This is a genomic window from Mixta hanseatica (genome assembly GCF_023517775.1).
Lineage (GTDB): Bacteria > Pseudomonadota > Gammaproteobacteria > Enterobacterales > Enterobacteriaceae > Mixta > Mixta hanseatica.
Genome location: NZ_CP082904.1, coordinates 1,706,304 through 1,731,945, shown reverse-complemented (window position 1 = coordinate 1,731,945; position 25,642 = coordinate 1,706,304). Strand labels below are relative to the sequence as shown.

At 53.8% G+C, this 25,642-nt stretch carries 24 protein-coding genes, 2 tRNA genes and 1 pseudogene; 3 read left to right on the top strand and 24 right to left on the bottom strand.

Translation table 11 applies throughout. From position 1 onward, the window contains the following. Positions 1 to 27: 27 nt before the first annotated feature. A complete protein-coding gene (locus K6958_RS08345; RefSeq protein WP_249894210.1) occupies positions 28 to 579 on the bottom strand; it encodes an O-acetyl-ADP-ribose deacetylase in 552 nt (183 codons plus the stop codon). Positions 580 to 685: 106 nt separating this feature from the next. On the opposite strand from K6958_RS08345, the gene K6958_RS08340 reads away from it, so the two are divergent. After that, positions 686 to 1,846 carry a glycoside hydrolase family 1 protein gene (locus tag K6958_RS08340; RefSeq protein ID WP_249894209.1) on the top strand — a complete coding sequence of 387 codons (1,161 nt, stop codon included), beginning with the start codon at positions 686 to 688 and terminating at the stop codon, positions 1,844 to 1,846. Here the strand turns inward: K6958_RS08340 and K6958_RS08335 are convergent. The 6 genes from K6958_RS08335 to K6958_RS08310 all read right to left on the bottom strand — a co-directional run bounded on the left by K6958_RS08335 (position 1,843) and on the right by K6958_RS08310 (position 6,952). Then, positions 1,843 to 2,040, bottom strand: a complete 198-nt coding sequence (locus K6958_RS08335; protein ID WP_249894208.1) for a hypothetical protein — start codon at positions 2,038 to 2,040, stop codon at positions 1,843 to 1,845. The genes K6958_RS08340 and K6958_RS08335 overlap by 4 nt on opposite strands. 43 nt (positions 2,041 to 2,083) lie before the next feature. Then, positions 2,084 to 2,227 carry a hypothetical protein gene (locus K6958_RS08330; RefSeq protein ID WP_249894207.1) on the bottom strand — a complete coding sequence of 48 codons (144 nt, stop codon included), beginning with the start codon at positions 2,225 to 2,227 and terminating at the stop codon, positions 2,084 to 2,086. Positions 2,228 to 2,378: 151 nt separating this feature from the next. Next, the gene (locus tag K6958_RS08325; protein WP_249894632.1) at positions 2,379 to 3,752 is read right to left on the bottom strand and encodes an efflux transporter outer membrane subunit; all 1,374 of its coding nucleotides are present in this window, start codon (positions 3,750 to 3,752) and stop codon (positions 2,379 to 2,381) included. After that, positions 3,752 to 4,840 carry an HlyD family secretion protein gene (locus tag K6958_RS08320; protein WP_249894206.1) on the bottom strand — a complete coding sequence of 363 codons (1,089 nt, stop codon included), beginning with the start codon at positions 4,838 to 4,840 and terminating at the stop codon, positions 3,752 to 3,754. Before K6958_RS08320 ends, K6958_RS08325 begins: the two co-directional genes overlap by 1 nt. Further along, the gene (locus tag K6958_RS08315; RefSeq protein ID WP_249894205.1) at positions 4,837 to 6,522 is read right to left on the bottom strand and encodes an MFS transporter; all 1,686 of its coding nucleotides are present in this window, start codon (positions 6,520 to 6,522) and stop codon (positions 4,837 to 4,839) included. The genes K6958_RS08320 and K6958_RS08315 overlap by 4 nt, the downstream gene beginning before the upstream one ends. A gap of 1 nt (position 6,523) precedes the next feature. Further along, positions 6,524 to 6,952, bottom strand: a complete 429-nt coding sequence (locus tag K6958_RS08310; RefSeq protein WP_249894204.1) for a MarR family winged helix-turn-helix transcriptional regulator — start codon at positions 6,950 to 6,952, stop codon at positions 6,524 to 6,526. Between the two features lie 649 nt (positions 6,953 to 7,601). On the opposite strand from K6958_RS08310, the gene K6958_RS08305 reads away from it, so the two are divergent. Continuing rightward, positions 7,602 to 7,862, top strand: a complete 261-nt coding sequence (locus K6958_RS08305; RefSeq protein ID WP_249894203.1) for a biofilm/acid-resistance regulator YmgB/AriR — start codon at positions 7,602 to 7,604, stop codon at positions 7,860 to 7,862. A 225-nt stretch (positions 7,863 to 8,087) separates the two neighbouring features. Further along, a complete protein-coding gene (locus tag K6958_RS08300; protein WP_249894202.1) occupies positions 8,088 to 9,590 on the top strand; it encodes a SulP family inorganic anion transporter in 1,503 nt (500 codons plus the stop codon). A 21-nt stretch (positions 9,591 to 9,611) separates the two neighbouring features. Here the strand turns inward: K6958_RS08300 and K6958_RS08295 are convergent, their stop codons facing one another. From K6958_RS08295 to K6958_RS08215, 17 genes and pseudogenes are all read right to left on the bottom strand, one after another. Continuing rightward, entirely contained in the window at positions 9,612 to 10,337 is a 726-nt protein-coding gene (locus K6958_RS08295; protein ID WP_249894201.1) for a YoaK family protein, read from the bottom strand. A gap of 338 nt (positions 10,338 to 10,675) precedes the next feature. After that, a tRNA-Leu gene (locus K6958_RS08290) sits at positions 10,676 to 10,762 on the bottom strand. An 11-nt stretch (positions 10,763 to 10,773) separates the two neighbouring features. Then, a tRNA-Cys gene (locus K6958_RS08285) sits at positions 10,774 to 10,847 on the bottom strand. Positions 10,848 to 11,214: 367 nt separating this feature from the next. Next, on the bottom strand, positions 11,215 to 12,216 hold the full coding sequence (locus K6958_RS08280; RefSeq protein ID WP_249894200.1) for a YcdU family protein: 1,002 nt from the start codon (positions 12,214 to 12,216) through the stop codon (positions 11,215 to 11,217). A 7-nt stretch (positions 12,217 to 12,223) separates the two neighbouring features. Beyond that, positions 12,224 to 13,144: an ACP S-malonyltransferase gene (locus tag K6958_RS08275; protein WP_249894199.1), complete on the bottom strand. Its 921-nt coding sequence runs from the start codon at positions 13,142 to 13,144 to the stop codon at positions 12,224 to 12,226. Positions 13,145 to 13,153: 9 nt separating this feature from the next. Further along, a complete protein-coding gene (locus K6958_RS08270; protein ID WP_249894198.1) occupies positions 13,154 to 14,515 on the bottom strand; it encodes a hypothetical protein in 1,362 nt (453 codons plus the stop codon). After that, positions 14,515 to 15,285, bottom strand: coding sequence for an outer membrane lipoprotein-sorting protein (locus K6958_RS08265; RefSeq protein WP_249894197.1), 771 nt, complete (start codon positions 15,283 to 15,285; stop codon positions 14,515 to 14,517). The genes K6958_RS08270 and K6958_RS08265 overlap by 1 nt, the downstream gene beginning before the upstream one ends. A 10-nt stretch (positions 15,286 to 15,295) precedes the next feature. Continuing rightward, the gene (locus tag K6958_RS08260; RefSeq protein ID WP_249894631.1) at positions 15,296 to 16,543 is read right to left on the bottom strand and encodes an ABC transporter permease; all 1,248 of its coding nucleotides are present in this window, start codon (positions 16,541 to 16,543) and stop codon (positions 15,296 to 15,298) included. Positions 16,544 to 16,599: 56 nt separating this feature from the next. Next, positions 16,600 to 17,154: a hypothetical protein gene (locus K6958_RS08255; protein WP_249894196.1), complete on the bottom strand. Its 555-nt coding sequence runs from the start codon at positions 17,152 to 17,154 to the stop codon at positions 16,600 to 16,602. An 85-nt stretch (positions 17,155 to 17,239) separates the two neighbouring features. Then, positions 17,240 to 17,938 (bottom strand): ABC transporter ATP-binding protein, encoded by a 699-nt coding sequence (locus K6958_RS08250; RefSeq protein WP_249894195.1) that lies wholly within the window; start codon positions 17,936 to 17,938, stop codon positions 17,240 to 17,242. A gap of 10 nt (positions 17,939 to 17,948) precedes the next feature. Then, complete coding sequence (locus K6958_RS08245) at positions 17,949 to 18,932, bottom strand: ATP-binding protein (protein WP_249894194.1); 984 nt, start codon at positions 18,930 to 18,932, stop codon at positions 17,949 to 17,951. Beyond that, the gene (locus tag K6958_RS08240) at positions 18,925 to 20,154 is read right to left on the bottom strand and encodes a beta-ketoacyl synthase N-terminal-like domain-containing protein (RefSeq protein WP_249894630.1); all 1,230 of its coding nucleotides are present in this window, start codon (positions 20,152 to 20,154) and stop codon (positions 18,925 to 18,927) included. The genes K6958_RS08245 and K6958_RS08240 overlap by 8 nt, the downstream gene beginning before the upstream one ends. After that, positions 20,147 to 22,720, bottom strand: coding sequence for a beta-ketoacyl synthase N-terminal-like domain-containing protein (locus K6958_RS08235; protein ID WP_434085213.1), 2,574 nt, complete (start codon positions 22,718 to 22,720; stop codon positions 20,147 to 20,149). Before K6958_RS08235 ends, K6958_RS08240 begins: the two co-directional genes overlap by 8 nt. A 102-nt stretch (positions 22,721 to 22,822) precedes the next feature. Next, positions 22,823 to 23,980: an aminomethyl transferase family protein gene (locus K6958_RS08230; protein WP_249894192.1), complete on the bottom strand. Its 1,158-nt coding sequence runs from the start codon at positions 23,978 to 23,980 to the stop codon at positions 22,823 to 22,825. A gap of 23 nt (positions 23,981 to 24,003) precedes the next feature. Further along, positions 24,004 to 24,297, bottom strand: coding sequence for a phosphopantetheine-binding protein (locus tag K6958_RS08225; RefSeq protein WP_249894191.1), 294 nt, complete (start codon positions 24,295 to 24,297; stop codon positions 24,004 to 24,006). Between the two features lie 20 nt (positions 24,298 to 24,317). Then, positions 24,318 to 24,866, bottom strand: a complete 549-nt coding sequence (locus tag K6958_RS08220) for an ApeI family dehydratase (RefSeq protein WP_249894190.1) — start codon at positions 24,864 to 24,866, stop codon at positions 24,318 to 24,320. After that, positions 24,866 to 25,617, bottom strand: a pseudogene (locus K6958_RS08215) (SDR family NAD(P)-dependent oxidoreductase). The gene K6958_RS08220 and the pseudogene K6958_RS08215 overlap by 1 nt, the downstream one beginning before the upstream one ends. Positions 25,618 to 25,642: the final 25 nt, after the last annotated feature.

Below are 25,642 nucleotides of genomic sequence, written 5' to 3'. Positions count from 1 at the left end.
TTTCCTTTTTTCTAAATCTGATTGTTATTATTCACCGGCTGCTCCGCCGGCGTCATCCGACTGTTCTGAATGCTGGCGATAAAGACGATAGCTTTCCTCGTCAAAACAGACCAGCCACACCTGCTGCGGATAGTCGTGCTGCTGCAAAAACTGGCCGATGGCGCGTAAGGCGATCGTCGCCGCCGCTGCTTTTGGGTAACCATAAATCCCGGTGCTGATGGCCGGAAAGGCGATGGTGGCAAAACGCTGCTCCGCCGCCAGCTGCAGACTATGAGTATAGGCGCTGGCCAGCAGCTCCGCTTCGCCATGGCCGCCGCCGCGCCAGACCGGGCCAACGGTATGGATCACCGCGCGCGCCGGTAAATTGCCTGCACCGGTCAGCACCGCTTCTCCGGTCGGGCAGCCGCCCCGGCTCGCCGCCAGCTGGCGGCATTCGGCCAACAGCGCCGGCCCCGCCGCGCGATGGATCGCGCCATCCACGCCGCCACCGCCAAGCAGGCTGCTGTTCGCCGCATTCACGATCGCGTCTACCTGTTGGCGCGTAATATCGCCCTGGATGATACGTAGTCGGCTATGCATATCTCGTTCCTCGTAATATCAACGGTGAAAATCGGGTCTGAAGTGTCATTTAGTCTAGACTTAGCGAAACGTTCCGCGCCTGCCTTTTTTCCAGGAGAAGAACCGTATGCGAGTTACCTCATCCACCGTGTCATCGCAGCGTCATCAACCGTCCCTGTTTAACAGTTTCTTTCAGGGTAGTTTCCCCTGCTCGACCGCCTGCCGCCGTGAAGGCAAGCGTCTGGATATGATTATCAGCAGCGGGCACGACATGCTGATCCACAAGGATTATGCCGCGCTGGTAGAGCATCGCCTGCTGACCGCACGCGACGGCGCTCGCTGGTATCTGATTGAAAAAACGCCCGGCGAATATGACTGGTCCTCTTTCCTGCCGATGGTACATGCCGCCAGTCAGCACGGCATTCAGGTGATTTGGGAAGTGGCGCACTTTGGTTATCCGCAACATCTTGATATCTGGTCAGTGGAGTTTGTGGATTCATTCGCCCGCTTTGCCCGCGCCATGGCGGAAGTGATGCGCAATGAGGGTATTGAACAGCCCTTTTTTACGCCGATTAACCAGATCTCTTTTTGGTCATGGGCCGGCGCGGAAGTCGCCTGGCTTAACCCCTATGCGAGCGGGCGCGGCCTGGCGCTAAAAAAACAGCTGGTTCGCGCCAGCCTGGCGGCTATCGCCGCGATCCGCGAGGTTTATCCGCAGGCGCGCTTTGTGCTAACGGATCCGCTGGTGCATGTCGCTCCGGCCGCCGATAACGCTACCGCGCAGGAAGAGGCGCAGCGTCAGCATCTTTCCCAGTTTGATGCCTGGGATATGCTGTGCGGCAAACGGTGCCCGGAACTGGGCGGCAGCCCGGAAGCGCTGGATATTATCGGCCTGAATTACTATCCCGATAACCAATGGCTGAGCGACGGCACTACCTTAAACGCCACGCATCCCGCCTGGCGTCCGCTGCATCTGTTGTTGGAGGAGGTCTGGCAACGCTACCAGCGTCCGATGCTGATCGCCGAAACCGGCGCGGAAGGCGAGGCGCGGGTCAACTGGCTGAATATTGTCGCTGACGAGGTCGAACTGGCGCTGGATCAGGGTGTAGCGATGGAAGGTATTTCGCTCTATCCGGTGGTGGAATATCCAGCATGGGCAGACGATCGTCGCTCGCCTGGCCCGCTGTTTGGCCTGCCCGACCCCAACGGCAGCCGCACGCTGTATGAGCCGCTGGCGCTGGCGCTACGCAGCCAACAGATCAAATTACAGAATCGGGCGAAAGGTTAAGGCGGGGATACCGCATCGCTGGGCTGGGCGTCAGAAGAGGCAGGCGGCATGGTGCAGGTCTGGACTTCCAGCGCGGCAGGCGTTGGACGGCGGATATCGGTCAGCCAGGTCATGGCCAAGAGAAACATGACGCCGATCAGGCTGGCAGAGAGTAAACCAATTAACGCAATAAGCTTATCGTCACGGTTTTCCATCGCTGATCTCCTTATTAAACAACCGGACCTTGTTCTGAATGAATTATGACATCCATAGCGTAACGATGAGAATAAAGAATATCAGGGTAAAAGAGGTCAATAACAGCACCACTATGGCAAATTGCGCATCGTCAAGCAGCGGCAGTTCTTCTCTTTCTGGGGGCTCAGGCGGCAAAGATTCATTCATTTTTAGTTATCATCACAAGCGGGCATAACCGGTAAAGCAGACACCGCCCGGCTTCTGCGATGCGGCCGTTCAGTGTAGCACAATCGGTTAAAAGGATAACAGCCCGGTTAAAGCCGCGCCGGCGTCTACCACACCGGCACGTTGGAAAAGCTTAAGGCTGCCAGCCGCCGCCCAGCGCCCGATAGAGATCGATTTGCGCCAACAGTAAATTACTTTTCAACTGCACCACGTTCAGCTGCGCGCTGAACAACGTGCGCTGAGCATCCAGCTCATCAAGATAAGAGGCATAGCCATTTTGATAGCGGCTGCGGGCGATACGCAGCGTATCGGCGGCTATCTCCTGCTGCTTTTCGACTTCCTGCAGCTGCGCCTGGGTCTGCTGAATCGCATCCAGCGCATCGTTCACTTCGCTAAAGGCGTTGCGCACCACTTTTTCATAGCCATAAAGCGCCTGATTACGCGAAGCCATCGACACATCCACCTGCGCCGTCAGCGCTTCCCGGTTCAGCAACGGCGCCAGTACGCTGCCGCCAATGCTCCACAGGTGGAAGGGATTATCCGCCAGCTGATGCAGCACCGAAGATTGCAAGGTACCGGAGGCGGTAAGATTCAGCGAAGGCAGCAGCTGCGCCTGAGAAGAGGCGAGCGAGCGATCCGCCGCCAGCAATTGCCGCTGAGCCTGAACGATATCCGGACGTCGCTGCAGTAGCTCTGACGGCAGCAGCGACGGCAAACGCTGCGGCATCACTCCGGTAAAATTCGACTGACGGGCAATGCGACGCGGATTCATGCCGACTAAAATACTTAGCGCGTTTTCCTGCTGATGGATTTGATGCTCAAGCTGCGGAATCTGCGCCTTCGCCGCCTGATATTCCGAGGCGGCCTGCATCCACTCCAGCCGCGAGGTATAACCTGCGGCAAACTGGCGCTGCGCCAGATTAAGCGAGTTTTCGCGCGTCGCCAGCGTCGCCTGGGTCACGCGCAGCTGCTCGTCCAGCGCCAGCAATGAGATGTAGCCGGAAGCGACCGAGGTAGCGATAGTCAGCTCAGCGGCGGCGGCGGCGGCCTGCTGCGCCGCCAGCGACGCGCGGGCGGCATCGATACTGCTGCTGCGCGCTCCCCACAGATCCACGTCATAGTTAGCCTGCAGCAGCCCCTGATACACATCGCCCTCGCGCGGTAGCCCGGTTGCGGCGGAGAGCGAGCGCGCGCGGGTTGCGCCTACGCCGACGTCCAGCGTCGGGAAATTATCGCCGGTGGCGGCGCGCAGCTGCGCCCGGTACTGATCGACGCGTGAACGGGCGGTCAGAATATCGGGGTTGTTTCGCAGCGCCTGCTCCACCAGCCGGTTCAGATCGGCATCAGCGAAGTTACGCCACCAGTTCGCCTCCGGCGCGGCGGACGGCCCAACCTGCTCGCGCCACTGGGGCGGGATCGGCAATGATGACGGCGCCTTGTCGACTTCATGGGCGCAGCCGACCAACAAAGGGATCAGCAGCGCCAGCGCCTGCGGTTTCCAGCGCATCATGAGCGTGGCTCCTCTGCGCCGGAGGTATCGATATTCACTTCTACTGACATGCCGGGACGCAGGCGCGCCTGAGCATCATCGGTGATCCTGATGCGTACCGGGATACGCTGCGCTATCTTCACAAAGTTGCCGGTGGCGTTATCCGGTGAAATCGCGCTGAACTCCGAGCCGGCCGCCGGCGAGATAAATTCCACGATGCCATGAAATTTTGCGCCGTTCAGGGCATCAACGCTAAAGGTGACCGGCAGACCGGGGCGCACGTGCGCCATCTGCGTCTCTTTCATATTGGCGATCACCCATTTTTGTCCCGGCACCAGCGAAGTCAGTCGGGTTCCCGCCGAAACATACGCGCCGCGCCGTACCGAAATCTGCCCCAACTGCCCTTCTTCCGGCGCGATAATCCGTGTGTTATCCAGATCAATTTGCGCCAGCTGCAGCGCCGCCTGCGCATTAGCGACATCCGCCTCCAGCGAAGCGCGGTTAACCATCACCGTTTGCCGATCCTGACGCGATACTTCCAGCGTCGCCTTCGCCTGCTGTACGGCAGTGACCGCCGTGCTGTTAGCCGCACGCGCCGCGTCTCGTTCACGAATGGAGAGCGAACCGTCCGCCACCAGATTTTCCACCCGCTTTAAATCAAAGCCGCTTTTGACCGCCTGCGCCCGGGCATTTTCCAGCGCGGCCTGGTTGCGCTCAATCACCGCTTCGGCGCTATGGCGTTGCTGCTGATTATTGGCTAATGCCGCCTGCTTCATTGCCAGCTGCGCTTTCGCCTGCTCAACCCGCTGACGATAGATACGATCGTCAATGGTCATCAGGAGATCGCCCTTATGCACCGGCTGCAGATCTTGTACGTTAACGGCGGTGATATAGCCGCTTACCTGCGGGCTGATAAAGGTTATCTGGCCGCGCACATAGGCATTTTCCGTGCTTTGCACCGCGCTGGTAAACGGCCATAGCTGCCAGGCGTACAGGATCACCAGTACGCCAACTAACGCTATGCCGCTGCCAACGGCGATCGACAGGATGCGGAATTTATTATTGCGCTCGCGCTCGGCGGCGTTGACTTCTTCCTGCTGGCTCATTGTTTCTCCATGCTGGCTGATGTTGCCGGAATTGATTGAGCAGCGGCGGCATCGCGCCGCTGTTGGCGTCGGGTGATAATACGCTGGCGCGTCAGGCGATAAAGCACCCATACCAGGGTACAAAAGGCCATCCCGGCGGTCAGTAAATAGGTGTCGTTCCACGCCAGCACATTAGCCTGCAGCGTAGCTACGCTTTGCAGCTGCGCCGTTGCCTGGGCGCTGAGCAAGGTCGTGTCGCCCAGCTGGCTGTTAAACAGCGCGCTGTACTGGCTGAGGCGTTCGGTAACGTTGGGATCGAGCAGGGAAAGCTGATCGCCCAACAGGCTGGAATGATATTTTTCCCGCCACACCTGAAACGTGCCGAGGATCGCCGAGCCAATCAAGCCGCCCAGGTTCTGGCTCATGCCGAACAGCACCACAAAACTCACCAGATTTTTCGGCTGGGTCACTACGCTGCCGATGCCCAACAGCATCGCCGGCGCCATAAAGAATGCGCTGCTGAAACCCAGCAGGAACTGGCTGAAATACATATTATGCGGGCGCGTCAGCGGGTTGGAGTGGCTATCCATAAACGAGGCGATCATCATAATCAGCAAAGAGGTGACAATCGGCCAGCTAAAATGGGCCGGTTTTAAGGTCAACGCGCTGGCGGTAATGCCCAGCACCACACCGGCGATAATCACCAGCGCCAGGCCGCGCATCTGATCGTTCAGCAGGCCGACCTGCTGTAAAAAGCCGATGGCTCCGCTATTCTGCTCCGCCAGTACCACACGCATCATAATCATAACGATGCCCAGACGGACAATGGCGCCGCTGCCGAGCCAGCGCGTATTAATCAGCGGATTTTTGCGGTTATGCTCCACCACTACCGCGCTGACGATCAGCACCAGCGCCAGTGCCAGGCAGATACCGAGCCACGGGGTGCTGAACCACCATTCGATGCGCCCCAGAGACAGCACGCCGCACAGTAACGCCATCCCCGGCGCCATTAAAATAAAGGTGACGAAATCCATTTTTTCAAACACCTTACTGCGTTCGCTCGGCGGCAGTTTCAGCATCAGCACGCCGCCCAGCGCCACCATCGCCAGCCCCAGCTCGAACAGATAAAGTCCGCGCCACTCTTCCAGCTGCAACAGCTCGGAAGAGAACAGCCGCGCCAGCGGAATAGCCAGCTGCGAGGCGCTAATGCCGATCGCCAGCGCCTTCAGGCGATGTTTGGCCGGCCATGCCTGGATCTGATAGTAGATGCCCAACGAACTCAGCGCAGCCGCCACCATGCCATGCGCATAGCGGACAATGATCGCCGAACTGAGATCGTTAACGAACAGATGAAAAAAAGCCACCAGCACATACAGCAGCAGGAAAGCCTCGGTAAAGATGCGCAGGCCAAACTGCTGGCGGAATTTCACCAGCAGCAGGTTAATAGAAATATTCCCCATTACGTAGACCGCCGGCAGCCAGGCGATCTCGTTGGAATAAGCGCCAAAAGTCCCCTGTAGATTAGTCAGGTTAGCCGTGACCAGCGCATTGCTTAGCGCGCCCGTTAGGGTAATCAGCAGACCAACCAGCCCAAACGCAATACGCTTTTTAGTGGGATGAATTGGCGTGGACGGTGAGCCAGGCAGCATCGGCTTTTCATGCGGCTGCCACTGACGCGGAGCATAAGGGTTCGATTTAGCCACGTCAGAGGGTTCCTGTTTTATCCAGCAGCTGTTGTAATACGCGCTGGGCTATCGCCAGCTCATTGCTGTCGATATCCGCCAGCAGCTCATCGCGCAGCCGGTCAGCTTCTACTTTCACTTTGTCAAAAACCGTCCAGCCTTCGACTGTCACAATCAGCAGGCGCTTGCGGCGATCTTCTTCCGGCTGCAGACGCTCGATTAGCCGCTGCGCCACCAGCCGATCAATCAACGGTACCATGCTGGGCTCCTCCAGCCCCAGCACCTGCGCCAGCGCCTTTTGCGTCATCGGTTCGCTTTCGTTAGCCAGCGTAGCAATAGCCAGCCAGCTGTTCATACTAAGGCCGCTCTCTTTTAGCCGACGGCCGATAGCCAGCCGCCAGGCATGGGCAGTCAACTGTAACAGGCGAGGAAAGCGCTGAGAGGAATCCAAAATATAGGCACCTAATGATTAGACTTCTATGTAAATAGCCATCGATAAGTATAGGCGCTGAGGAAACAGCTTGGGAAGAATCTCATGGGGTTATTATGGTGCAAAAAATGGCATTGCTACGGCGAGAGAATCGTATCGTTTCCTGCACTACAGGTTAACGCAACTGATAGTAGACGATTTGTACCCGGGGTGTGGCATGAGTGGCGAGATGCTGTCTGCCTGTTAATACGATGCGCGTTTCAATCTTTTAAAGGTTCGTTTAAAAACGCGACGGTTGAGCCAATGTTACAAGCGAAACGTTTTTATGATGAGATTGTATAGCTTTCGTGTACTTAGTTAGCTATTTAATTATTTGATTATTAAGAAATAGCACTTTTTGTTTAATGTTCTTTTGTACAGATTTACCTTTTTTGTATAACTTTAACCTCGCTGAGCTAAGCAAAGCTCTGTAACGAATGATGCATTTGCGTCGCCTCTGAAGGTGTTTAACTCGGATTTCCACCTTCAGAGGTTTTTTTTCGCCTGAAGGATGCGTTGCCTTCTGCTCACGACATTATTCGTTTTCGACCGTAAAATTAAACGTCGGCTATCTGATTTGGCCGATCCCTTAAGCCTTGACGCGCTGGCAGTCGCGTTAAAGAGGACGAACATGCAGACAACTATCTCGCAAACCGACAAGGACATTTCTGATTATTTCAACCTGCAGGACAAGGGTGCTGTAAACGAAGGAGAGGTGCTGGGTGCGGTCGTGGCGGAGATCCTGCAGGCAGGACAGCCGGTGACCAATAAAGCGATCATTTCCCGACTTATCCAGCGCCTTGAACTGGAAAGCGATGTCGTCATGTTAGATGTTTATCGTCACGTTCTGGAGATGGTCGTTAACAAAACGGAAGATGATATTATCGGTTAATCGCCCGATTTCGTCGGCGGTATCGCGTAATAATGCAGTGATGATGGCGATGCCATCCCGTTTCAGGCTGGTGCTTCTTATCAGGGGAAGCCCGGTCTGAAACTGGTATCAGCAAAGAATTAAAGGTAACATGCGCCTCTTGTCCTGTATGGGCAACTCAAACCTTTCAGAACCACGATGCACTCTGCTGCATCTGACATTAAGACAATAAGAGCCCGCACTATTATGACCACCTCTTCTGAGGCAAACGCCGAAAAGCATGCCGACAGCGAGTTAACTGTCGCTCGCGTACTGCGCTCGCCTAAATTATTGACGCGTGAATGCCTGGCTGGCGTGATTACTGCGCTGGCGTTGATCCCTGAAGTGATCTCTTTTTCCGTGATTGCCGGTGTTGATCCGAAAGTCAGCCTGATTGCTTCGGTGGTGTTGGCGCTGACGCTATCGTTGCTGGGCGGCCGTCCGGCAATGGTGACCGCGGCTGCCGGCTCGGTTGCGCTGGTCATCGGCCCGATGGTACGCGCGCATGGCGTGGAATACATTATGCCTGCCGTGCTGATGGGCGGTGTGATACAGATCCTGTTCGGCCTCGCCGGACTGGCGCGTATGATGCGCTATATTCCTCGCTCGGTGATGCTGGGCTTTGTTAACGCGCTGGGCGTGCTGATCTTTTTTGCTCAGGTACCGCACGTTTGGGGAGAGTCGCTGCCGGTATGGCTGCTGTTTGCCCTGACACTGGCAATCGTCCTGCTGCTGCCGCGCGTTTTAAAGAGCGTCCCTTCCCCACTGGTGGCGATTGTGGTGATCACTGCGATTGCCATTTTCTGCGGGCTGCATGTGCCCAACGTTGGGGATGAAGGTCCGATGCAGGCCGGCCTGCCGGGGCTGAATCAGCTGGCCGTGCCGCTTAATTTGGCGACGCTGCAGATTGTCTGGCCGACGGCGCTGAGCATCGCCCTGGTCGGCATTATGGAGTCCTTGTTGACGGCGAAGCTGGTTGACGATCTGACCGATACCCCTTCCAGCAAGCGCCGTGAGTGCTGGGGCCTCGGCATCGGCAACATCCTTGCGGGCTTTTACGGCGGAATTGCCGGCTGCGCCATGATTGGCCAGACCATTGTCAACGTTGAATTAGGCAAGGCGCGTACGCGCATCTCTACCGTCGCGGCCGCGCTGGTTCTGCTGCTGTTGGTTACCGGCCTGAGCGCGCTGATGGCGCAGATTCCGATGGTAGTGTTGGCTGGTATTATGATGATCGTCGCGCTGAAAACCGTTAACTGGCATAGCCTGCAGCCCGTCACCCTGAAGCGTATCCCGCTATCGGAAACCGCGATTATGGCGCTGACGGTTGCCATGACCGTCTGGACCGGCAATCTGGCGATTGGCGTGGTTAGCGGCGTGATTTTTGCGATTTTGCTGTTTGCCCGCCGCGTAGCGCACGTTATTCATGCGGAACGGCAGCTGAGCGCTGATGGTGAATCCGTACGTTATATAGTGCGTGGCCCGCTGTTTTTCGGCAGCAGCAATGATCTGTTTGAGCATTTTGACTATGCGCACGATCCACAGAATGTCACGATTGATCTCACCCACGCGCAGATTTGGGATGCCTCCAGCGTCGCGGCGCTTGACGCAATCGAGAATCGCTATCAGCGCTATAACGCCAGGGTAACCATTATCGGACTGGATACGCGCAGTAGCGATTTTCATCGTCGTCTGAGCGGTACGCTGTAACCAGGACAATGCATTAAGTCTTTATTTGCCCGCCGCCTGACGGCGGGCTTTATTCAGGTAACTTAGCGCCAATAACATCAGAAAAACACCTACCACCAGCAGAAAGCCATTCTCCATTATTTTATACAGCCAAATCCCGCCGACGCCGCCCAGTAAAAATGCCGTGATAGTTGAGCCATGCAGCATCAACCGTTGCAGATAGATCGGAGAATATTCCGTTGATTCCCGACGACGCACAATATCCACCAACATCGCCAGTTCTATACCGATATCGGTTGCCGTACCGGAAACATGGGTGGTACGCACGCGCGCGTTGGATATGCGTGTAACCACAGCATTTTGCAGGCCCATTAAGAAACTCAGACTAAGGATCATCAGGATCCCGCCTGCGATCTGCGGGTAGTAGAGCTCTGCCCCGCCCAACAGCAGCAGTAACAGCGCCTCCAACAAAATATTAATGGCATAGACAGAGCGGATGCCGTGGCGGCGACCGTGGTTAATCAATAGCGTTGAAAAGGTGGAGCCAAGAATAAACAGGCAAATAATTTCGAGAAAAAACAGCGCGACCGGCAGCTCAGCGCGCGCCAGCCGCTCGGAGAACGAAGAGACATTGCCAGTCATATTGGCCGAGAAAAACCCTACCGCCTCAAACGCGGCGGTATTGAGCGCGCCTGCGACCAGCGCAAGCGTTGCGGCCAGCCAACTATCGGTGATAAAGGTTCTGGCCTCATCCTGACGAATTAACATAGTAAGTGATGACACAGCGAGCTAAGCAAGGCGCTATTATGCGCTTTTTTGTCTGCATTCGTTTGTTAATAGTCAAAAAGCGCCCTGCTACCGCCGCTTTCTCTGTTGCCTGGCGTATGTTGGCGCGGTGGTTGATGGCCGGCTGGTTGTTTGATAATTAGAATGTTGTAACTAATAACAGAAACATTCATTCCTACAAAGCTCAGCTTAAAACGCAGGAACGAGCAAATCGAATATCAGGAGTAATGTCAGGAAAAGGAATTTTAGAAACAAAAAAACCGCCCTTGGGCGGTTACGACATTACTACTTATTGCTTTGATTTTATTCGGTATTCATTATGGTGCCCGGGGCGGGACTTGAACCCGCACAGCCATACAGCCGAGGGATTTTAAATCCCTTGTGTCTACCGATTTCACCACCCGGGCAGGGTGTAAAGTGGAGGCGCGTCCCGGAGTCGAACCGAGGTGGACGGATTTGCAATCCGCTGCATGGCCACTCTGCCAACGCGCCTTTATTCCGTTTGATTGTCCGAATTCGAACCATCTAATTCTTAACTGGAGTCGCTTCTTTGATCACATGCTAACTCGTTGATTCGAGAAGTTTTTTCGCGTTCCCTCATCAGATGGACGGCATTATGGACTAACTTGCGGTGGTTGGCAACCCCCAAAACTTAAATTTTTTAAGAAGCTTTTCCATATCTGACAACGCTGTACGAATCATCAACGCTTTCTGTTCTGTTTTTATTCTGCTCGGTTAAAGCCTCGCCAGCTGGCCTCTCTCCGTTAGCGAACCGCTATAGGTTATAGCCGGATTTTTACCGTCGCAACAGCCGTAACATGAATCTGTGGGATCGGGCAGGTGCTGACTAAAGCTTATTTTACCAGAGACTGGCCCGCTTATCGATCTCACTGCAACGCAAGTACATATCACAGGCGGTCAGGAAATCTGTATGCCATTGCCAGTAGAGATGCAGTAAATAACAGAAGCTTGCCGGCAGATAACAGACCAGGAAGTACAGGCTAAACGGCAGGCTCCATGCCAGCAAGGCCAACAGCGCATTGATAAAAGCAATCCACAGCATTTGTAACAGGGCAAAAAAAACCAGCCGCACAGCCAGCGGTTTCGCCTGCAGCGCAGCGCAAGGCATCGTCGTTGAAAAGGAAAAATCGATCTCCCGCAAAAACAGTTTGCCAAGGAAAGCAGATTTCTTTGACAGACGGGCAAAAAGCAGGCTGATAGCTAACACCACCATGCACAAAATAAACATTGCCACCGTAAGCTTTAGTGATGCCCAGCCGTGATGCAGGGAAAAATCGGGGTGGTTTTCCAGCGGACTGACCGTCAATACATTCAACGCGCTGTTCATTAACATAAAGCCGCTCAGGTAGTGATAAAGCGTACGATGCCGTATTTTCTGCCGTGTGATGTGGGCTAACTGCCTAATATAAACCGATCGCACTCCCCGATATATCAGGTATACCAGTAAGGGCAGCAGGCTATAGAGGGCTAAGATTGCATAGCGGCTTTCCGCTAACGCTAACCCCCAATAAACGATTGTCCAGCAGACCAGTGCGCTAACCGCACATGTCACCAGCGGACGGGCCAAAAAGCTTTCCGTTGCGGAAAGTTTCTTGCCGCTAAAGCAGCTGAGATCGACATTCTTGATTGCGCCCCTGTACATCCAGTACGCTTTTAAATCATAAATAAGATAGAACAGCACTATTGCCAGAATGGCGCTGAGCGATCCCGCATGCTGTGGGGTAAGTGAATAAGCGCTATTTTTCCAGAACAGTCCCCACACCACGAAAAATGTCAGGTAAATAAAAGGCAGTAATCTTTTGTCCTGATAGCGAATGAAAGTGAGATAATCAGGGATCATAACGGCCTCATTGCCTTGCCAGGATATTTCTGCAGTGTAATAACCGCTGCGGCGTGAAATCAGGAAAGTCGTTTAGCAACAATGCCAGCCAGGCTTTATGGCTGATATCGATAAGCAACGGTGGATTTTCTCTGGCTAACAGATGCGTGAGCGTATCCGTCCACCTAACGGTATGGGTCAGATGCAGTGACAAATTCTCGCGGATGGCCGCCGGATTGTATTCAGGTTGCCCACTGACATTCATTAACACCTGATGCTGGGGCTGTCTGATAGCCAGCGCAGCAAGAAAATCGCGCATCGGCTGAACGCCCTCCTGCATCAGCCGGGTATGCCAGGCTCCACTCACTCCCAACCTGATCGTCGCGCAGCGGGTACGCCGTGTAAACGCGCTTAACGCAGCGGTTGTTCCACCAACCACCTGCTGACGGCAGCTGTTATCACAGCTGATATCCAGCTCAGACGCACAGTCAACAAGCACCTCACGCAGGGTGAGAACGTTCATTCCCTTTATCGCCAGCATAGAACCCTTATATTTTTTGCTGAGCTCATGCATGGTGGCCGCGCGGAAGTGAATAAGCGTGAACAGCGTTTCCAGCTGAATAGCGCCTGCGGCATACAGGGCGCTGTACTCACCCACGCTATGGCCGCAGGAAACGCTAATATTTACCCCTTTTTCCTGTAGCAGCGTATAAAAAGAGAGGTTGATTGCCGTGACGGCAAGCTGCTGTACTGGGGTTTGAACCAGCTTATTCAGCGGACCTGTTAAACAAACCCGACGAATATCGATACCCGAAATATCGCTGGCGCAATCCCAAATCCTGCGGATACGTTGATTCCCCTGCCAGAGATCGGCCCCCATACCGATAGCGGGATTCCCCTGCCCGGCAAAAACCAATGCCGCAGGCCGTTGTTGACTGTCTATATCCATTATGTTTTCTCAGAAATAATATTTAATCCCGGCGTAAACTCCTGCCGTTTTGCCAAACAGGCCAAATTCCGTGTTGCCGCTTCCCTGTGTGCCATAAGCTCCACCATAAATATCTATTCCCGCCGACGTCAGCGGTTGATTCATATGTAAACCCAGCAGCGCGCTTTTATCCTGCAGATTAACAATGCTATAGGCGCGCAGGCTGGCATCATTGGCCATCATCAACGTGGCATAGGTATTGAGGTAATGTTTTCCCTGGAGGTTGCCCTGCCTGGCAATATTATCTATCTCTGCCGCCATTAAATATTTATAGGCGTTCCGGGCGCCATCTAACGAAGCATATCCGGTGTGCTGATGCAGATAACGAATAAACGCTGCCTGCCTGCGCCACTGTTGACGCGAATAGCCTTCGCTCTGGAAATAATATTCCACGCCAAACTGGCTGAAGCTTTGGTTGCTATATTGCGCCGACAACGCCAGTTCCATGCCTTGCTGGCGGGTGCGCTGAAAAAGCGCGTTGGGAAAGGCGTAGTTTTCTACCTGTTCAGCCCAGGCATCCATGAAATGACGCCACTGCTGTTTAGCATGCCAGGCCAGTTCGGCGTTAAGGAGCCATTGTGGTGCAGGATAAAAACTGTCGGCGACGGCCAGCGCTGGGCTATCGCCCAGCCGCAAGCTTACCGCGGGCAGATGGCCGGGCAGGCGATAATCGCTATAAGAAAACAGATAGCGCCCGCTGGCGTTGGAACGTTGAATAGCAGGCCAGTCACTGGATGATTCATCACGTCGATTAATGCGCGTTAGCTGCGGTACAGCGGTAAAAGACCAGCCGTAGTCAGGCTGTTCTGCTGATAATTTTATTCCCCAGGCGGCATCGGAATAATTTGTCTGTAGCGTCGGATGGTAAATTCTACCCATTTTAAAGCCGACATCGTAATTACGCAGCAGGTCCGCAGGCGATTTTATATAAATTAGTCCCGGTTTCGCGCTGAATTTACCGGCGCTGAGCAACAGCATCGCTGACAGCTGGTAAGCCAGGCTTAGCCGATGAAACAGGGCCCGCGCGTGGCCGCGATCTTTTTCAAAATCGCCTGGCCTGCGCCAGGAATAATAAGCTAATCCCACCAGCGATAGATCCGCGCTGAGTACGTTGGCAATTAACTCACAGCGATTAGCGTATTTGATAGCCAGATCGCTTATGCCGTTATCCACCCGGTAAGGATTTTTCTGCCCTATTTGCCAGCGGGAAGCACTTCTGTGCGTCCAGGCCTGCTGTGCATAAAGCGCTACCTCAGCCTGCGGCTGACAATCCGCCGCCAGCGGGAGCGGAAACAATAAGAGCGCCAACTGCGGCCGGGCTATTCCCGCCATCACTGCCCTCCCCGCTGGAGCCAGGCTTTGGTGAAATAAGCGTCGGGGAGAGATTCAAAGCGAATATCGCTGTATTCCATTACCGAATAAGCCTGGCCGTGGCGGAGATCCTGTACCACAATTTTTGTCGGTCTTGCTCTACCTAATACCGGCTGATAGTTCTGATAGAGGACCTGCTTAATTAACTTATCATCCAGTGAATAGTAGGCTGCTTTCCAGGGCCGATAGTCACCGCCCTTCTCCACCCAATACACTATTTTGGGCCAGGTGGCGGCAGGAAGCTTTCTTGTTAGCGCCAGCCGGTAGCAAAAGGTTTCTCCACAGGGCGCGTCATTCAACCGTTCGGCATGATAGGCATATTCAAAGTTAGTGACGATAACGTCACTGTTGGCGATCTGCCCCAGCAATCTTTGCTGAGGCGAGATGGGAATCGGCCGACGCAGCTCAGGCGTGTAAAACCAAAGCTGGTACCAGTTCGACAGCATCCTTTTCCCCCGGTCGCGTGCAGGCCAGACAAAGCGCACCAGAGAACGCGCATCCGCCTGCTTATCCTTTTCCGGCTTGATAAAGCGCATCGAGATATCCAGTATCTGTTTACTGGTTGGCTGCGACGCTGTCGATTTATATTCCTCTATGGTTACGGTATAGCGGAAAGGCTTATTAGGAGAGCGTACTTCATCCGCCCGCCGAATAATTTCCAGCGCCGACGGCGGCGCGGCGCTGGCCCACCCACTGACGAAAATCCATACGGCAATCCTTGCCCTTTTCATCTCTCTTCCTTTAGCTGTATTTAAACGCGTCGGCGATGTTTAAACGCGATGCCCGGATGGCAGGCAAAATAGCGGCCAGCGCGGCGGTCAGCACCGGCAAAAAAAACGTTGCGGCGTACAGTTCCGGGCTGTCCGTTTTGATAAAGGCAATATAGCCGTGGGTTTGCCCGGGGGAAGGCGGCATGGCAATGCCCTGCAGGTTAACCAGCCCGGCCAGAGCGAACCCCGCCAGCAGGCTACCCATCCCACCGAGGCCGCCAATAAAGATGCCCTCCAACAAAAACAGGCGGGTAATATGAGCCGGTCTGAGGCCAATGGCGCGCAAGGTGGTGATTTCTCGGGTACGCTCTACGATATTCATCGCCATAGCGTTGCTAATCATAAAAATAACCATCAGCGCCACGATAGCCCGAATAAAGAAATAGATGCCGGAAAGCAGGCCTTCAACCTGCTGATAAAACAGCGAGACGTCTTTCCAGCTGCGAATGGTTAACGGCAGATTTTTTTCCTCGATCCATTGCTGCAAACGGGCGCGAAACGCCGGAAGATCGGCATCATTTTTTAATAAAATGATCACTTTACTGACGCCCTGGGTGCCCATGATGCGCTGGGCGGTAACCAACGGCACCTTTATTGCCACGTCATCGTAATCTTTCATACCAGAGGAAAAAATGCCGCGCACTTTTAACGAGAGCGCCCCCTGTCCGCCGCTGCTGTTAACCACCATCAAATCCAGCCAGTCGGCATAATGAGCGTTAAGCGTGGCGGCCAAACCGCTGCCCAGGGTGATCTCCTCTTTTTTAATGCGTGACAGATCGCTGCCCGACAGCATTTTCTCGAAAGATCCGAGTTTGAGCGCCGGCACCGGCTCGATGCCCAACGCAGAAAAATAGCCTGAGGTTTCATTTTCATAGTGGGAAATAACGCCGGTGAACGCCAGCTGCCCGGATAGCGTGGCAATTTTCTCCGCCAGTTCTGGCTGGTTTTCTATCTGCGCCTTCAGCGTGGGGTAATCTTTAATCAAACTCAGGGTCTTATTCGATGTCTGGAACCAGAGCGGATGATAAAGCTGGAGATGGCCTACATTCATCCTGATGGTTTGCTCTTTCAGGATCCAGAAGGCGTAATCAATAAATCCGCCCCAGGTAAAAATGGCCACGCCGCCGATGACCATTGCCGTTAGCGTAGAAAATGAACGCCGCTTATGTCGAAAAAGATTCAACAGCGCGAACTGGGTTATCTGCCAGCTGCACAGCATGCAATAAACTACCAGGCTCGCGATAAGCGCGGTGACAATAAGGCTTGCAGTAGCGCTCATTCCTTTCCCCGGGCTAAAGGAAGCAGGATTTGCGTCGTTTCGCTGCTATCCCATTCAGGCGCAGCATCTGACGTTAAAACAACGGAAGATAAAGAGGGATTCTGCTGCTTTAGCCGGGTCAGCAAGGCTGCCGCCTGCTTAAATTGACGGCAATTCTTCAACGCGCGGTAACGCATATAAATAATCTTGCTGAGCATAGCGCTCTGGTACGTTACGGCAGCATCAAGGATAAATTGCGTGTCGTTCAACGCGATAACACAACGGCCAGAGGCAGCGGGCAGAAAGGCGTCAACTCTGGCTCTTAAATAACGTACACGCGGATCGTTCTCATAACGTTCTGCGGCTTCGTCGAGATAAAAAAATCCGGTCCGGGCATATTCAGCGGCCCTGACCACATCATTTTCAGCAGTAAATTGCTCCGCCAGCCTCAGCGTTCCGTAGGCGTAGAAAATTAATGAGGTAATATTTTGCTGCTGTTGGTATTCCGTCCACAGCGCCTCTGTCAGAGCCTGTAGCTCGGCTCTGTTGACGGGGAACGAGTGCTGAAGCACTTTTTCTACCTGCGGTGGCGTAGCGAGGCTGGCTGCCTGCGTGGTTAAACCCGCCATCAGCCCGATCCAGCAAAACAGCCAGCTGTTAATTCTCATCGATCTGCCCATCCCTGATGTCGATGCTCCGCCCGGCACGCGCTTTTAGCTGCGCAGAGTGCGTTGAAATAATAAAAGCGGTGCCGGTTTGCTGATTGATATCAAGCAGCAAATCCAGTATCGCCTCGCTGGTTGCTGAATCGAGATTACCCGTCGGCTCATCCGCAACCACCAGCTTTGGCTGATGTACCAGCGCCCGGGCAATAGCGACCCGCTGCTGCTGCCCGCCCGAAAGCTGTCCCGGCTTGCGATCTGCTAACTGCGCCAGTCCGACACTGTCGAGATAATGCTGCGCTCGCGCTCTGGCTTCTTTTTTGCGGCAGTGCCCGTTAAGCAGCAGCGGATAGCAAACGTTATCCAGCGCATTCAGCACCGGAATCAAATTAAATGCCTGAAAAATAAAGCCCAGATAGTGGCTTCTGATAACAGCGAGCTGTTGCTCGCTAAGTGCAGTAAGCATCTTGCCAAAGAACATTATCGTTCCACTGTCTGGCCGATCGATGCCAGATAGAATGTTCAGCAGCGTGCTTTTCCCGGCACCTGAAGGACCGCATAGGGCAATAAACTCACCGTGCGCCACCTCTATATTTACCGCTTTTAACGCCGCAACGCTGTTTTCATTGCGGCCATAGCTTTTATTCACTCCGCTTAACGCGATAACCGGCAGTTCTCGGATATTACTGGTCATCCTTATTCCCTCAAGTCTGATATCGGGTATCGAAATAGTGATAGCTGCCCAGCGCACCGGGCATAACCGTGCGCATTTTTACGGCAGCGGCGGCGTGATTTTCGAGATAAATCCAGCTCAGCGCCGGAGAAAGGCAGCCGCTGTCGCCATACTTTTCGCTCAGACTGAACGTTTCCGGCGCCGCTGCATTCTGTTTATCCGCCCGCGCCGGATAAAGCCATCCAGGACTTAACCCGGCAATGGCCAGATGAGTAATCACGGCATTGTCGTCGTACAGGCGGTTAACGGTGAATGCGTTAGTGGCGGGAACCATATATTGGCCGCACTCTACCTGCAGAGCGCTTTCTCGCTGACTAAAAATAAAGCAGCCCACGCGCTCGACTGATATATTCATTTTTAAATCGCGCGGGTTATTTTCAGCTACGCTTTCCGCCGCGGAAAAAACCAATAGCGGGATGGCGCGATAAGCGGCGCAAATGACAATAAAATCGAAAACATTCCAGTTAAGGTAATCCTGCGCCATATTCAGCGCCTGCATAAAGCCGTGCTGCTCTCCCCGCACTTTGCAGGTGAATGCCTTGACAGAGAATTTTTTCAACAGATTTTTCGGTAGCGTATCGATCGTCGCTACATGCAGAGCGCTGCTGATATTCTCAAACAGTCCTGACTCGCCCCAGGCGTCAACGTAAATAAAGGCGGTACGCGATTTCATTAACCGCATGCGCTCTTTCGCCGTCAGCTGCAGTAAAGCCCGATCGGCCGCCTGTTCCATCGCTTCGATATATTTTATATAGGCTGGCTTGCGGATCATTTCCCGCTCATACAGGGCGTTATCACAGCCAAACCGTTTGAAATACCACCCTTGCGCATGGGTTGATTTTATCGCCCGGTTATAAAGATGCGACTCCCAAACGTTCAGCCAACTGGGGTAATAGAGATAAAATTGATCTTCTGGCTCGATAAGGCAGAAAGAGGATAGCCAAAGATTATTCATCTCTGTTCTCCCGCTGGGCATCATCAGATAACACCACCGCGATCAGGGCGCCGTCCACGCTTACGCCGGTTTTCAACAGATGAGACTGATGATGTTTTACCACTTGCCCATCCGTAAGCAGACAGGGCGCCAGTTCTTTTATTATGGCGTCATTCGCGCGTGCCGGAATCAGCTCGCGCTGGGTTAAGGTGTGGTGCGCAATAATTAAATCAACCACGCCGGAGGCGGTGGCGGTATAGCCTGTCTGCCCTTTATAAGCCAGCACGGGGATCGCCGCATCCGCTAATAACAGCGTCAGCGCCTGCGCCTCAGCTTTATCACTGGCTTCAACGCCGTTGCCATGGGGCATAATCGCGCACAGGTCCGTCAGCGCAACGTCAGCCTGACGCAGCGCTGTTTTCATCAGCCTGAACAGACTGGCGGCTAAATAAGCCGCATCATAACTTCTGCTGGCACCAATCTGGCTGTACACCGAGCGTAGCTGAATGCCCGCCCTAAGCTGCCGGGCATGGCGGTGGCGACGGCTTTCCAGCAGCATGACGCATAATCCCTCGGCAAACAGCACGCTTTTGCTGTGGATGCCAAAAGGCTGCGCCACCTCGCTTTCCAGCATCGACTGGCTTTCCAGAAACCATAAATCCTGAGTCTTAATTTCGGCACAGCCGATCACCACGATCAGATCGGCACCGCCCTTTTCTATCGCCTGACAGCCGATATGTACCGCCGCCAGCGAGGAGTTGCTCGCGCAGTTAAGGTTAGGCGGCAGGGCGCGCAGGCTATATTTTTGCGCTAGCTGATGCGCCAGCCGATCCTGCGACATGTTCGCTACCTGTAGCTGCGTGACGGATGGCGTAAGCTTAAGATCGTCGATATCGTTGCGATCATAGAAAGATTTATACGCCTTCGCATCCACCCTTGGCCCCAGGCCGGTCAGATAAACCCGAACGTTATCCCCTGCCAGAGAGCTTTTATCCAGCTGCGCCTGTTCACACGCGCTGTCAATCAGCTGCGACAGCCGCTCAAACACACTTTCTTTCGCCGGCGGCAGTCGCGCAAAACGCCGGTTTCTTTTAAATCCGCCTTTGATGGCCTCAGCATCAGAAGCAAACCATCCGCTGGTCGCCACCTGCTTTCCCTGCCGTAGATTGGCGATCAGCTCATCGCTGCTGCTGGCGAACGGCAAACAGAGGCTGTAACCGGCAATAATCGCTGCGTTATCCAGGCTGCCCTCCTTTAATAACCAGGGCATAGTAGTTGCCGGCTTCGTTTGACCCCAGCAATAAAGCGTGCTGAAGCGGCAATCGCAGCGGCTCCCGGACAAAGTTTAGGCGAGAGTCGCAAAACCACTGCGTATGAGGGATGGCGGGAACACGCTGCTGCCTGAAGCAATCAATCAGCACCGCCAGATTCAGCAATCCGGCACAGGAAGCGACAAAGCCAAAAAAGGCGTTATAGTTCACCACCGGCACCTGCGGCTTTTCCTGTTGAAATACCTGCCAGATAGCGTCAATTTCTACCTGGGAATGATGCTGGCTGCCGTTGCTGCCGCCGCAGACCACATCAATATCTTTCGCCGTTATTCCGGCATCGGCCAGGGCTCTGCCGATCGCCAGCGCCATCGCCTGCGTTTGCTCGCTTAGTCGATCCGCCGCAAAATAGCTGTTGCTGCATGACTTACCATAACTCAGGATCTCGGCCAGTACAGCCGCGCCTCTGGCCTCGGCGCTCTCCGGCGCTTCCAGTAACAGCATGCAGGCACCCTCCCCCGGCACAAAACCCCGCGGCGCTGACGCGTAAACCTGATAATCCGCTGCATCCGCGGTCATCTGCAGCTTTTGCGTGATGGCGTCCATATAGAGCGCCATGGAAGGAAAGTGCTCGTCCGCGCCGCCCACCATCACCTGCGCCTGAAGGGCTTGACGTATAATGTCATAGCCATAGGTCAATGCGCCCAGCGCGGCGTTCTCACCGGTGGCCAGCGTGGTGGTATAGCCCTTGATGCCTGCGGAGATGCCGCAAAAGGTGGTCATCGCGTTCATTAACGAGCCGGGAAATTCGGCGGTGCGCACCTTGCGCGGATCGGGTTGCAAGCTTTGCAGATATTTCCAGGTGGTTTCCTGCGGGCCGCGCGCCATGCCCATAATCAGGCCAATCTCATCGCCATCTTTTTTGATTTTGTGCCTGGCGCTGGCTAATGCCGCTGAGAGTGCAATCAGCGCAAAGGTTCCGCCACGCGTCGCCTTACGTTGATCGTAACGGCGCAGATGCCTGCGCGGCTCCAGCCCGATGACCTGGAAGGTGTTAAAGTTTTCGGCCTGCTGCGGTAAAAGCGGAGCGACATCAGGCCAACCATAACCCAGCACGGTTTCAAACTGCCGGGTAGCACGCAACACGTCAAGCAGCGCCCTTACCTCCGCCAGCGTCTCCTGATGAAACACCACCGGCTGTAGCGTCGCGGGTTGTTGATTATTCCAGATAGCCTCCAGCATCTCATTGAGCGAGTGTCCGATAGCGGTCACCGCGCCGGCGCCGGAAATAACGACGCGTTTTTCCCGACAGAGGCTGACGGGTAACGATGCGGGCCGCATACTGAGCACCAGGCTGCAATTATTGCCGCCAAAGGCATAGCTATTTTTGACGAAGATATTGACCTGTTGCTGGCGAAAATCATTCGCTACGTAATCAAGGTCGCAATTTGCGCGCGGCGTACCAAAATTCAGCGTCGGCAAAATCTTCTGGGCGGGTAACGTCACCAGACAGGCGATTAACTCCACGATGCCCGCTGCGCCAATGGTATGGCCAAACCAGGATTTGGTTGAACTAACGGGCAGGCTGGCGCTCTGTGGGAATACTTTTTTCATTGCCAGCGTTTCAATGCGATCGTTGGCCTCGGTGCCCGTGCCGTGAAGGTTCACATAATCGACCTGCTCCGGCGCAATGCCGGCATTGCGTAGCGCTTTTAACATGACCTGTACCGCTCCGCCCGCGCGCGGATCCGGTCCGGTTTCATGATAAGCATCGCAGGAGGTAGCGTAGGACAAGATCTCGCCATAGAGGGTTGCGCCACGATCAACCGCATGCTGGTACTCCTCCAGCACTAATGCGCCAGCCCCTTCGCCGATAGACATGCCTGGCGTACCGGAAAAAGGGGTACAGGACTCAGGGTGCATGACGTTAAGCGCATAAAAGCCGGCAAAGGTAGGTAAATAAATTGGCTCGGTTCCCGCAACCAGCATAATTGGGCTTTTGCCGTTCTGGATAGCGTCATACGCCATGCCTGCAGCATTGGGACTGGCGGTACAGGCCGTCGCCACCAGTTCGAAGCCGCCCTTCAGACCCAGCAGACTGGAGACGCTGGCGCAGCAGGAGGAAAAACCGCCGGAATAGATCGCTTTTGCCAGCGAGAAGTCCTGAATGCGCCGCTCAAAGAGCGGCAGAAAAGCCTCGGTTCCGGCTGAGGAGACGCCAATTATCAGCCCGGTTTCTTCAAGGCTCGCCCGATGGCTAACCAGCCCGGCCTGCGTCAGCGCCTCTTTGCCCACCTTATAGGCCCAGAGCGCAGCGTTATCGAGTGACTGGATAATCTGCTCTGAAAGCTCAGGATACCCTCCTGCATAAAGGATTTCCGCCGCACGGGCATGGGGAAACCAGCGGGAAAAGCGTTGACTGTCAGTAATCGCACATTTTTTAGCGAATAAAGCCTGGCGAAAGTCCACGATATTATCAGCCAGCGGCGACAATATCCCCATGCCGGTAATAACCACTCTTTTTCGGTTTTTCATCTTCATCCCTGACGAAAATAACGTCATCAGCGTTGGCGTCCAGGCCATGCCCGGCTGTTAATTAATCTATGACCCGCATAACGCGCGGAATGCTTACGGCCTTATCCGCTATTCCGTATAGCGACGTTTGGCGGCATCAGTAAAACTGTGTTCCGTTGGGCTTACCCGCATACTGAGGTTATAAAGGAAAGGCAGATTTTGCGTCATCGCCGCAATGTTGCCCTGCGCGGTTTGCAGTCTAAACCCTGAAATGTCGGACCAGGCCCAGGCGGTATCGATCATCGCCAGGGCAATAAAAGCGTCTCGGGCAGGCGAATAAATGCTTTTTATAATCTTCCCCACTTCTTGCTTCTCGATCAGCACCCGATCATTGGCGCTGATTATCGCGCGTTCTTCTTGCGGAATAATGCCGATAAGCTTACGCGTGACGCCGTGATGAGAGATCGCCTCAACCGCCGATCTCCCAATAAAGTCCTCTTTATGGTAATCAATGGCCCACTGCAGCTGCAGCTCAACGGGATTACGCCACTCGTTCATGCTGCGGGCGTCCCAACAGGGATTTTCAATCCTGACGATTTGCTGATAATCCAGGCCGCCCGCTTTCAACTGAAACCTCTCGCCGGCTTTGAGCAGTTTTAGCCACAGCGCTGCCAGCGCGCTTTGCTCTCCCACCATTAAATAGCCATATTCGCCATGTTTACCGCAGCGGAGGAGGATGAGATCGTCAGAGGTAGGCATAAATTCATGGTAGGGCAAACCGATAACATCAAAACCGTAAATTTCTGCCACTATTTCCCACGAGTATGGCCCTTCCAGCAACACCGCGCCCCACCCCGCTTCATCCAGCGCGTTGATTTGCGGCGCCTGTTGAATATCCAGCGCCTCAGCCATCTGTAACGCCTGTTGTAAACAGGCGATAACCTGCGCGCAGGACATATTTTCCGTCAGCAGGTAATAACCCTCTTCAGTGCAAAGAATATAAAGGTCTCCCTGTAGCATGCCCTTTTCATCCAGCATCAGTGAATAAAGCGCCTGTTCATCACGCAGGGCAGCCACATCAGCAGAAACGCAGTAATTCACCAGTACCCAGGCATCCTCGCCCATTACGCTGACAATCGACATATGCGAGTAATCAACCAACAGCGCATTTTCTCTTACGGCCCGGTACTCACAGGCTGACTCGTGATAAGAAGCAGGCACGTCTTTATGATTATATCGGCCCATTCTGGCCTGATTAGCTAAATGCAAGTCATGAAGCACGGTCATGTCGATTTCCTGGTCACTTGTTGTTAGGGTTGTTTGACGGCTCTGGTTTTCTGAATAATAAAAGAGGCCAGATTATTAAGAGTGCGCATAAATGCAGGATCGTCACCTTCGCTGATCTGAACATCGAAAACCTTATCAAGCAGTACCAGAATTTCTGTCGCATCCACTGAATCAAGCTTCAAACCATTGCCAAACAGCGGCGTATCATCATCAATCTGGCCGGGTTCACGTTGAATATTTAAACGTTGAATGATTTCTTTTTTAAGGGTGAGCAGGATCGCTTTACGCTCGGCTATATCTTTCTGCATATCTTCCATAATAATTTTCCTAATTGTTATTATTTTACTTCCCGGTAATTGATAATAGTTCCTTTGCTAATAAGCCTTTTCCCAACGTGAGCACTAACGGAATAATGTTTAAAGCCATTGTTATCTGAAAAGATCAGCTGGCTTGCTACCTCAAGCGTATCCCCTGGATAGGCAATATCTTTAAATTTAAGATTCTGCGCAGCTAAAACGCCCTGGACCTGGGCACGCCGACCGCGAATAATATCTCTCATATCCGGACGTTCGATTTCACTGCAAATATCATGCAGCGATTGCAGTTTGACACCATAACGCTGACGATAGATATCGCATATATCCGTCAGGAATGAGAAGTACTCGCTTGCCTGACCAAAGACTTCAGCGATGATCGCACCAGGCATAATGGGGTTGTCCGGAAAATGCCCCTGCATATAGGGTTCGTTATAGGTTATATGCTTAATCACCTGAATTGAGCCATTTTCACCATATTGATAATTATTAATCCGATCGACCATTAACAAAGGCTGCCGCCAGCCGCCCATTTCAAGAAAAACCTGCGGTGGAATAGAATCGTTCTTCATCAGCGCATAACCAGGCCGCCATCAATAACCAGGGTTTGCCCCACAATGTAACTGGAGGCGGACGAACTTAAATAAACAATAGCATTAGCGATCTCCGTGCACTGCCCTAACCGTTTCAGCGGGATGCTGTTAATCATTGCTCTTACCACGGTCCGGGGGACTTTTTTAACCATGCCGGATTCAATCATTCCGGGCGCTACCGCATTAACCCGCACGCTGGCGCCATTTCCGCCGCCAGCGTGCGCGTAAAACCTAAAATGGCGCTTTTAGAGGTGCTGTAATTAATTTGCCCCGGACTGGCGACCAGCGCCGCAATCGAAGTGACATTGATAATCACCGGCGCCTCAGAACCTCTTAACAGCATTAGCGCCCGTTTGGTCAGCCTGAAGAGCGCTAACAGGTTAGTCTCTATCACGCTGCTGAATTCTTCGAAACGCATAGTGGCGAACAGGCTGTCTCTTACCATGCCGGCGTTATTCACCAGAATATCAACGTTTCCCGCCGTTTTAGCCAGATAGATGCAAAGCTGCTCAATCGCCGTGCCATCGGTTAAATCGCACGGAATAATATGCAGCTGCTCCCCCTGTGGATGGCTGCTTTTTAATTGCGTTAGCCCATCGCGGTGAGACTTATACAGGGCATAAACCTGACACTGCTGCTGTAGGAACTGCCTGCAGATAGCCAATCCAATATCGCCGCTGGCCCCGGTGACTAACACAATTTTATTGGCAAGATCATTATACATATACATATTCACGCCCTGTGAGATTAATTAT

Bases quoted from the DNA above. Each gene is read 5' to 3' on its own strand.
- K6958_RS08345 (WP_249894210.1), bottom strand. From the start codon at position 579: ATGCATAGCCGACTACGTATCATCCAGGGCGATATTACGCGCCAACAG.
- K6958_RS08340 (WP_249894209.1), top strand. From the start codon at position 686: ATGCGAGTTACCTCATCCACCGTGTCATCGCAGCGTCATCAACCGTCC.
- K6958_RS08335 (WP_249894208.1), bottom strand. From the start codon at position 2,040: ATGGAAAACCGTGACGATAAGCTTATTGCGTTAATTGGTTTACTCTCT.
- K6958_RS08330 (WP_249894207.1), bottom strand. From the start codon at position 2,227: ATGAATGAATCTTTGCCGCCTGAGCCCCCAGAAAGAGAAGAACTGCCG.
- K6958_RS08325 (WP_249894632.1), bottom strand. From the start codon at position 3,752: ATGCGCTGGAAACCGCAGGCGCTGGCGCTGCTGATCCCTTTGTTGGTC.
- K6958_RS08320 (WP_249894206.1), bottom strand. From the start codon at position 4,840: ATGAGCCAGCAGGAAGAAGTCAACGCCGCCGAGCGCGAGCGCAATAAT.
- K6958_RS08305 (WP_249894203.1), top strand. From the start codon at position 7,602: ATGCAGACAACTATCTCGCAAACCGACAAGGACATTTCTGATTATTTC.
- K6958_RS08300 (WP_249894202.1), top strand. From the start codon at position 8,088: ATGACCACCTCTTCTGAGGCAAACGCCGAAAAGCATGCCGACAGCGAG.
- K6958_RS08295 (WP_249894201.1), bottom strand. From the start codon at position 10,337: ATGTTAATTCGTCAGGATGAGGCCAGAACCTTTATCACCGATAGTTGG.
- K6958_RS08280 (WP_249894200.1), bottom strand. From the start codon at position 12,216: ATGATCCCTGATTATCTCACTTTCATTCGCTATCAGGACAAAAGATTA.
- K6958_RS08275 (WP_249894199.1), bottom strand. From the start codon at position 13,144: ATGGATATAGACAGTCAACAACGGCCTGCGGCATTGGTTTTTGCCGGG.
- K6958_RS08270 (WP_249894198.1), bottom strand. From the start codon at position 14,515: ATGGCGGGAATAGCCCGGCCGCAGTTGGCGCTCTTATTGTTTCCGCTC.
- K6958_RS08265 (WP_249894197.1), bottom strand. From the start codon at position 15,285: ATGAAAAGGGCAAGGATTGCCGTATGGATTTTCGTCAGTGGGTGGGCC.
- K6958_RS08260 (WP_249894631.1), bottom strand. From the start codon at position 16,543: ATGCTGTGCAGCTGGCAGATAACCCAGTTCGCGCTGTTGAATCTTTTT.
- K6958_RS08250 (WP_249894195.1), bottom strand. From the start codon at position 17,938: ATGACCAGTAATATCCGAGAACTGCCGGTTATCGCGTTAAGCGGAGTG.
- K6958_RS08245 (WP_249894194.1), bottom strand. From the start codon at position 18,932: ATGAATAATCTTTGGCTATCCTCTTTCTGCCTTATCGAGCCAGAAGAT.
- K6958_RS08235 (WP_434085213.1), bottom strand. From the start codon at position 22,720: ATGAAGATGAAAAACCGAAAAAGAGTGGTTATTACCGGCATGGGGATA.
- K6958_RS08230 (WP_249894192.1), bottom strand. From the start codon at position 23,980: ATGACCGTGCTTCATGACTTGCATTTAGCTAATCAGGCCAGAATGGGC.
- K6958_RS08225 (WP_249894191.1), bottom strand. From the start codon at position 24,297: ATGGAAGATATGCAGAAAGATATAGCCGAGCGTAAAGCGATCCTGCTC.
- K6958_RS08220 (WP_249894190.1), bottom strand. From the start codon at position 24,866: ATGAAGAACGATTCTATTCCACCGCAGGTTTTTCTTGAAATGGGCGGC.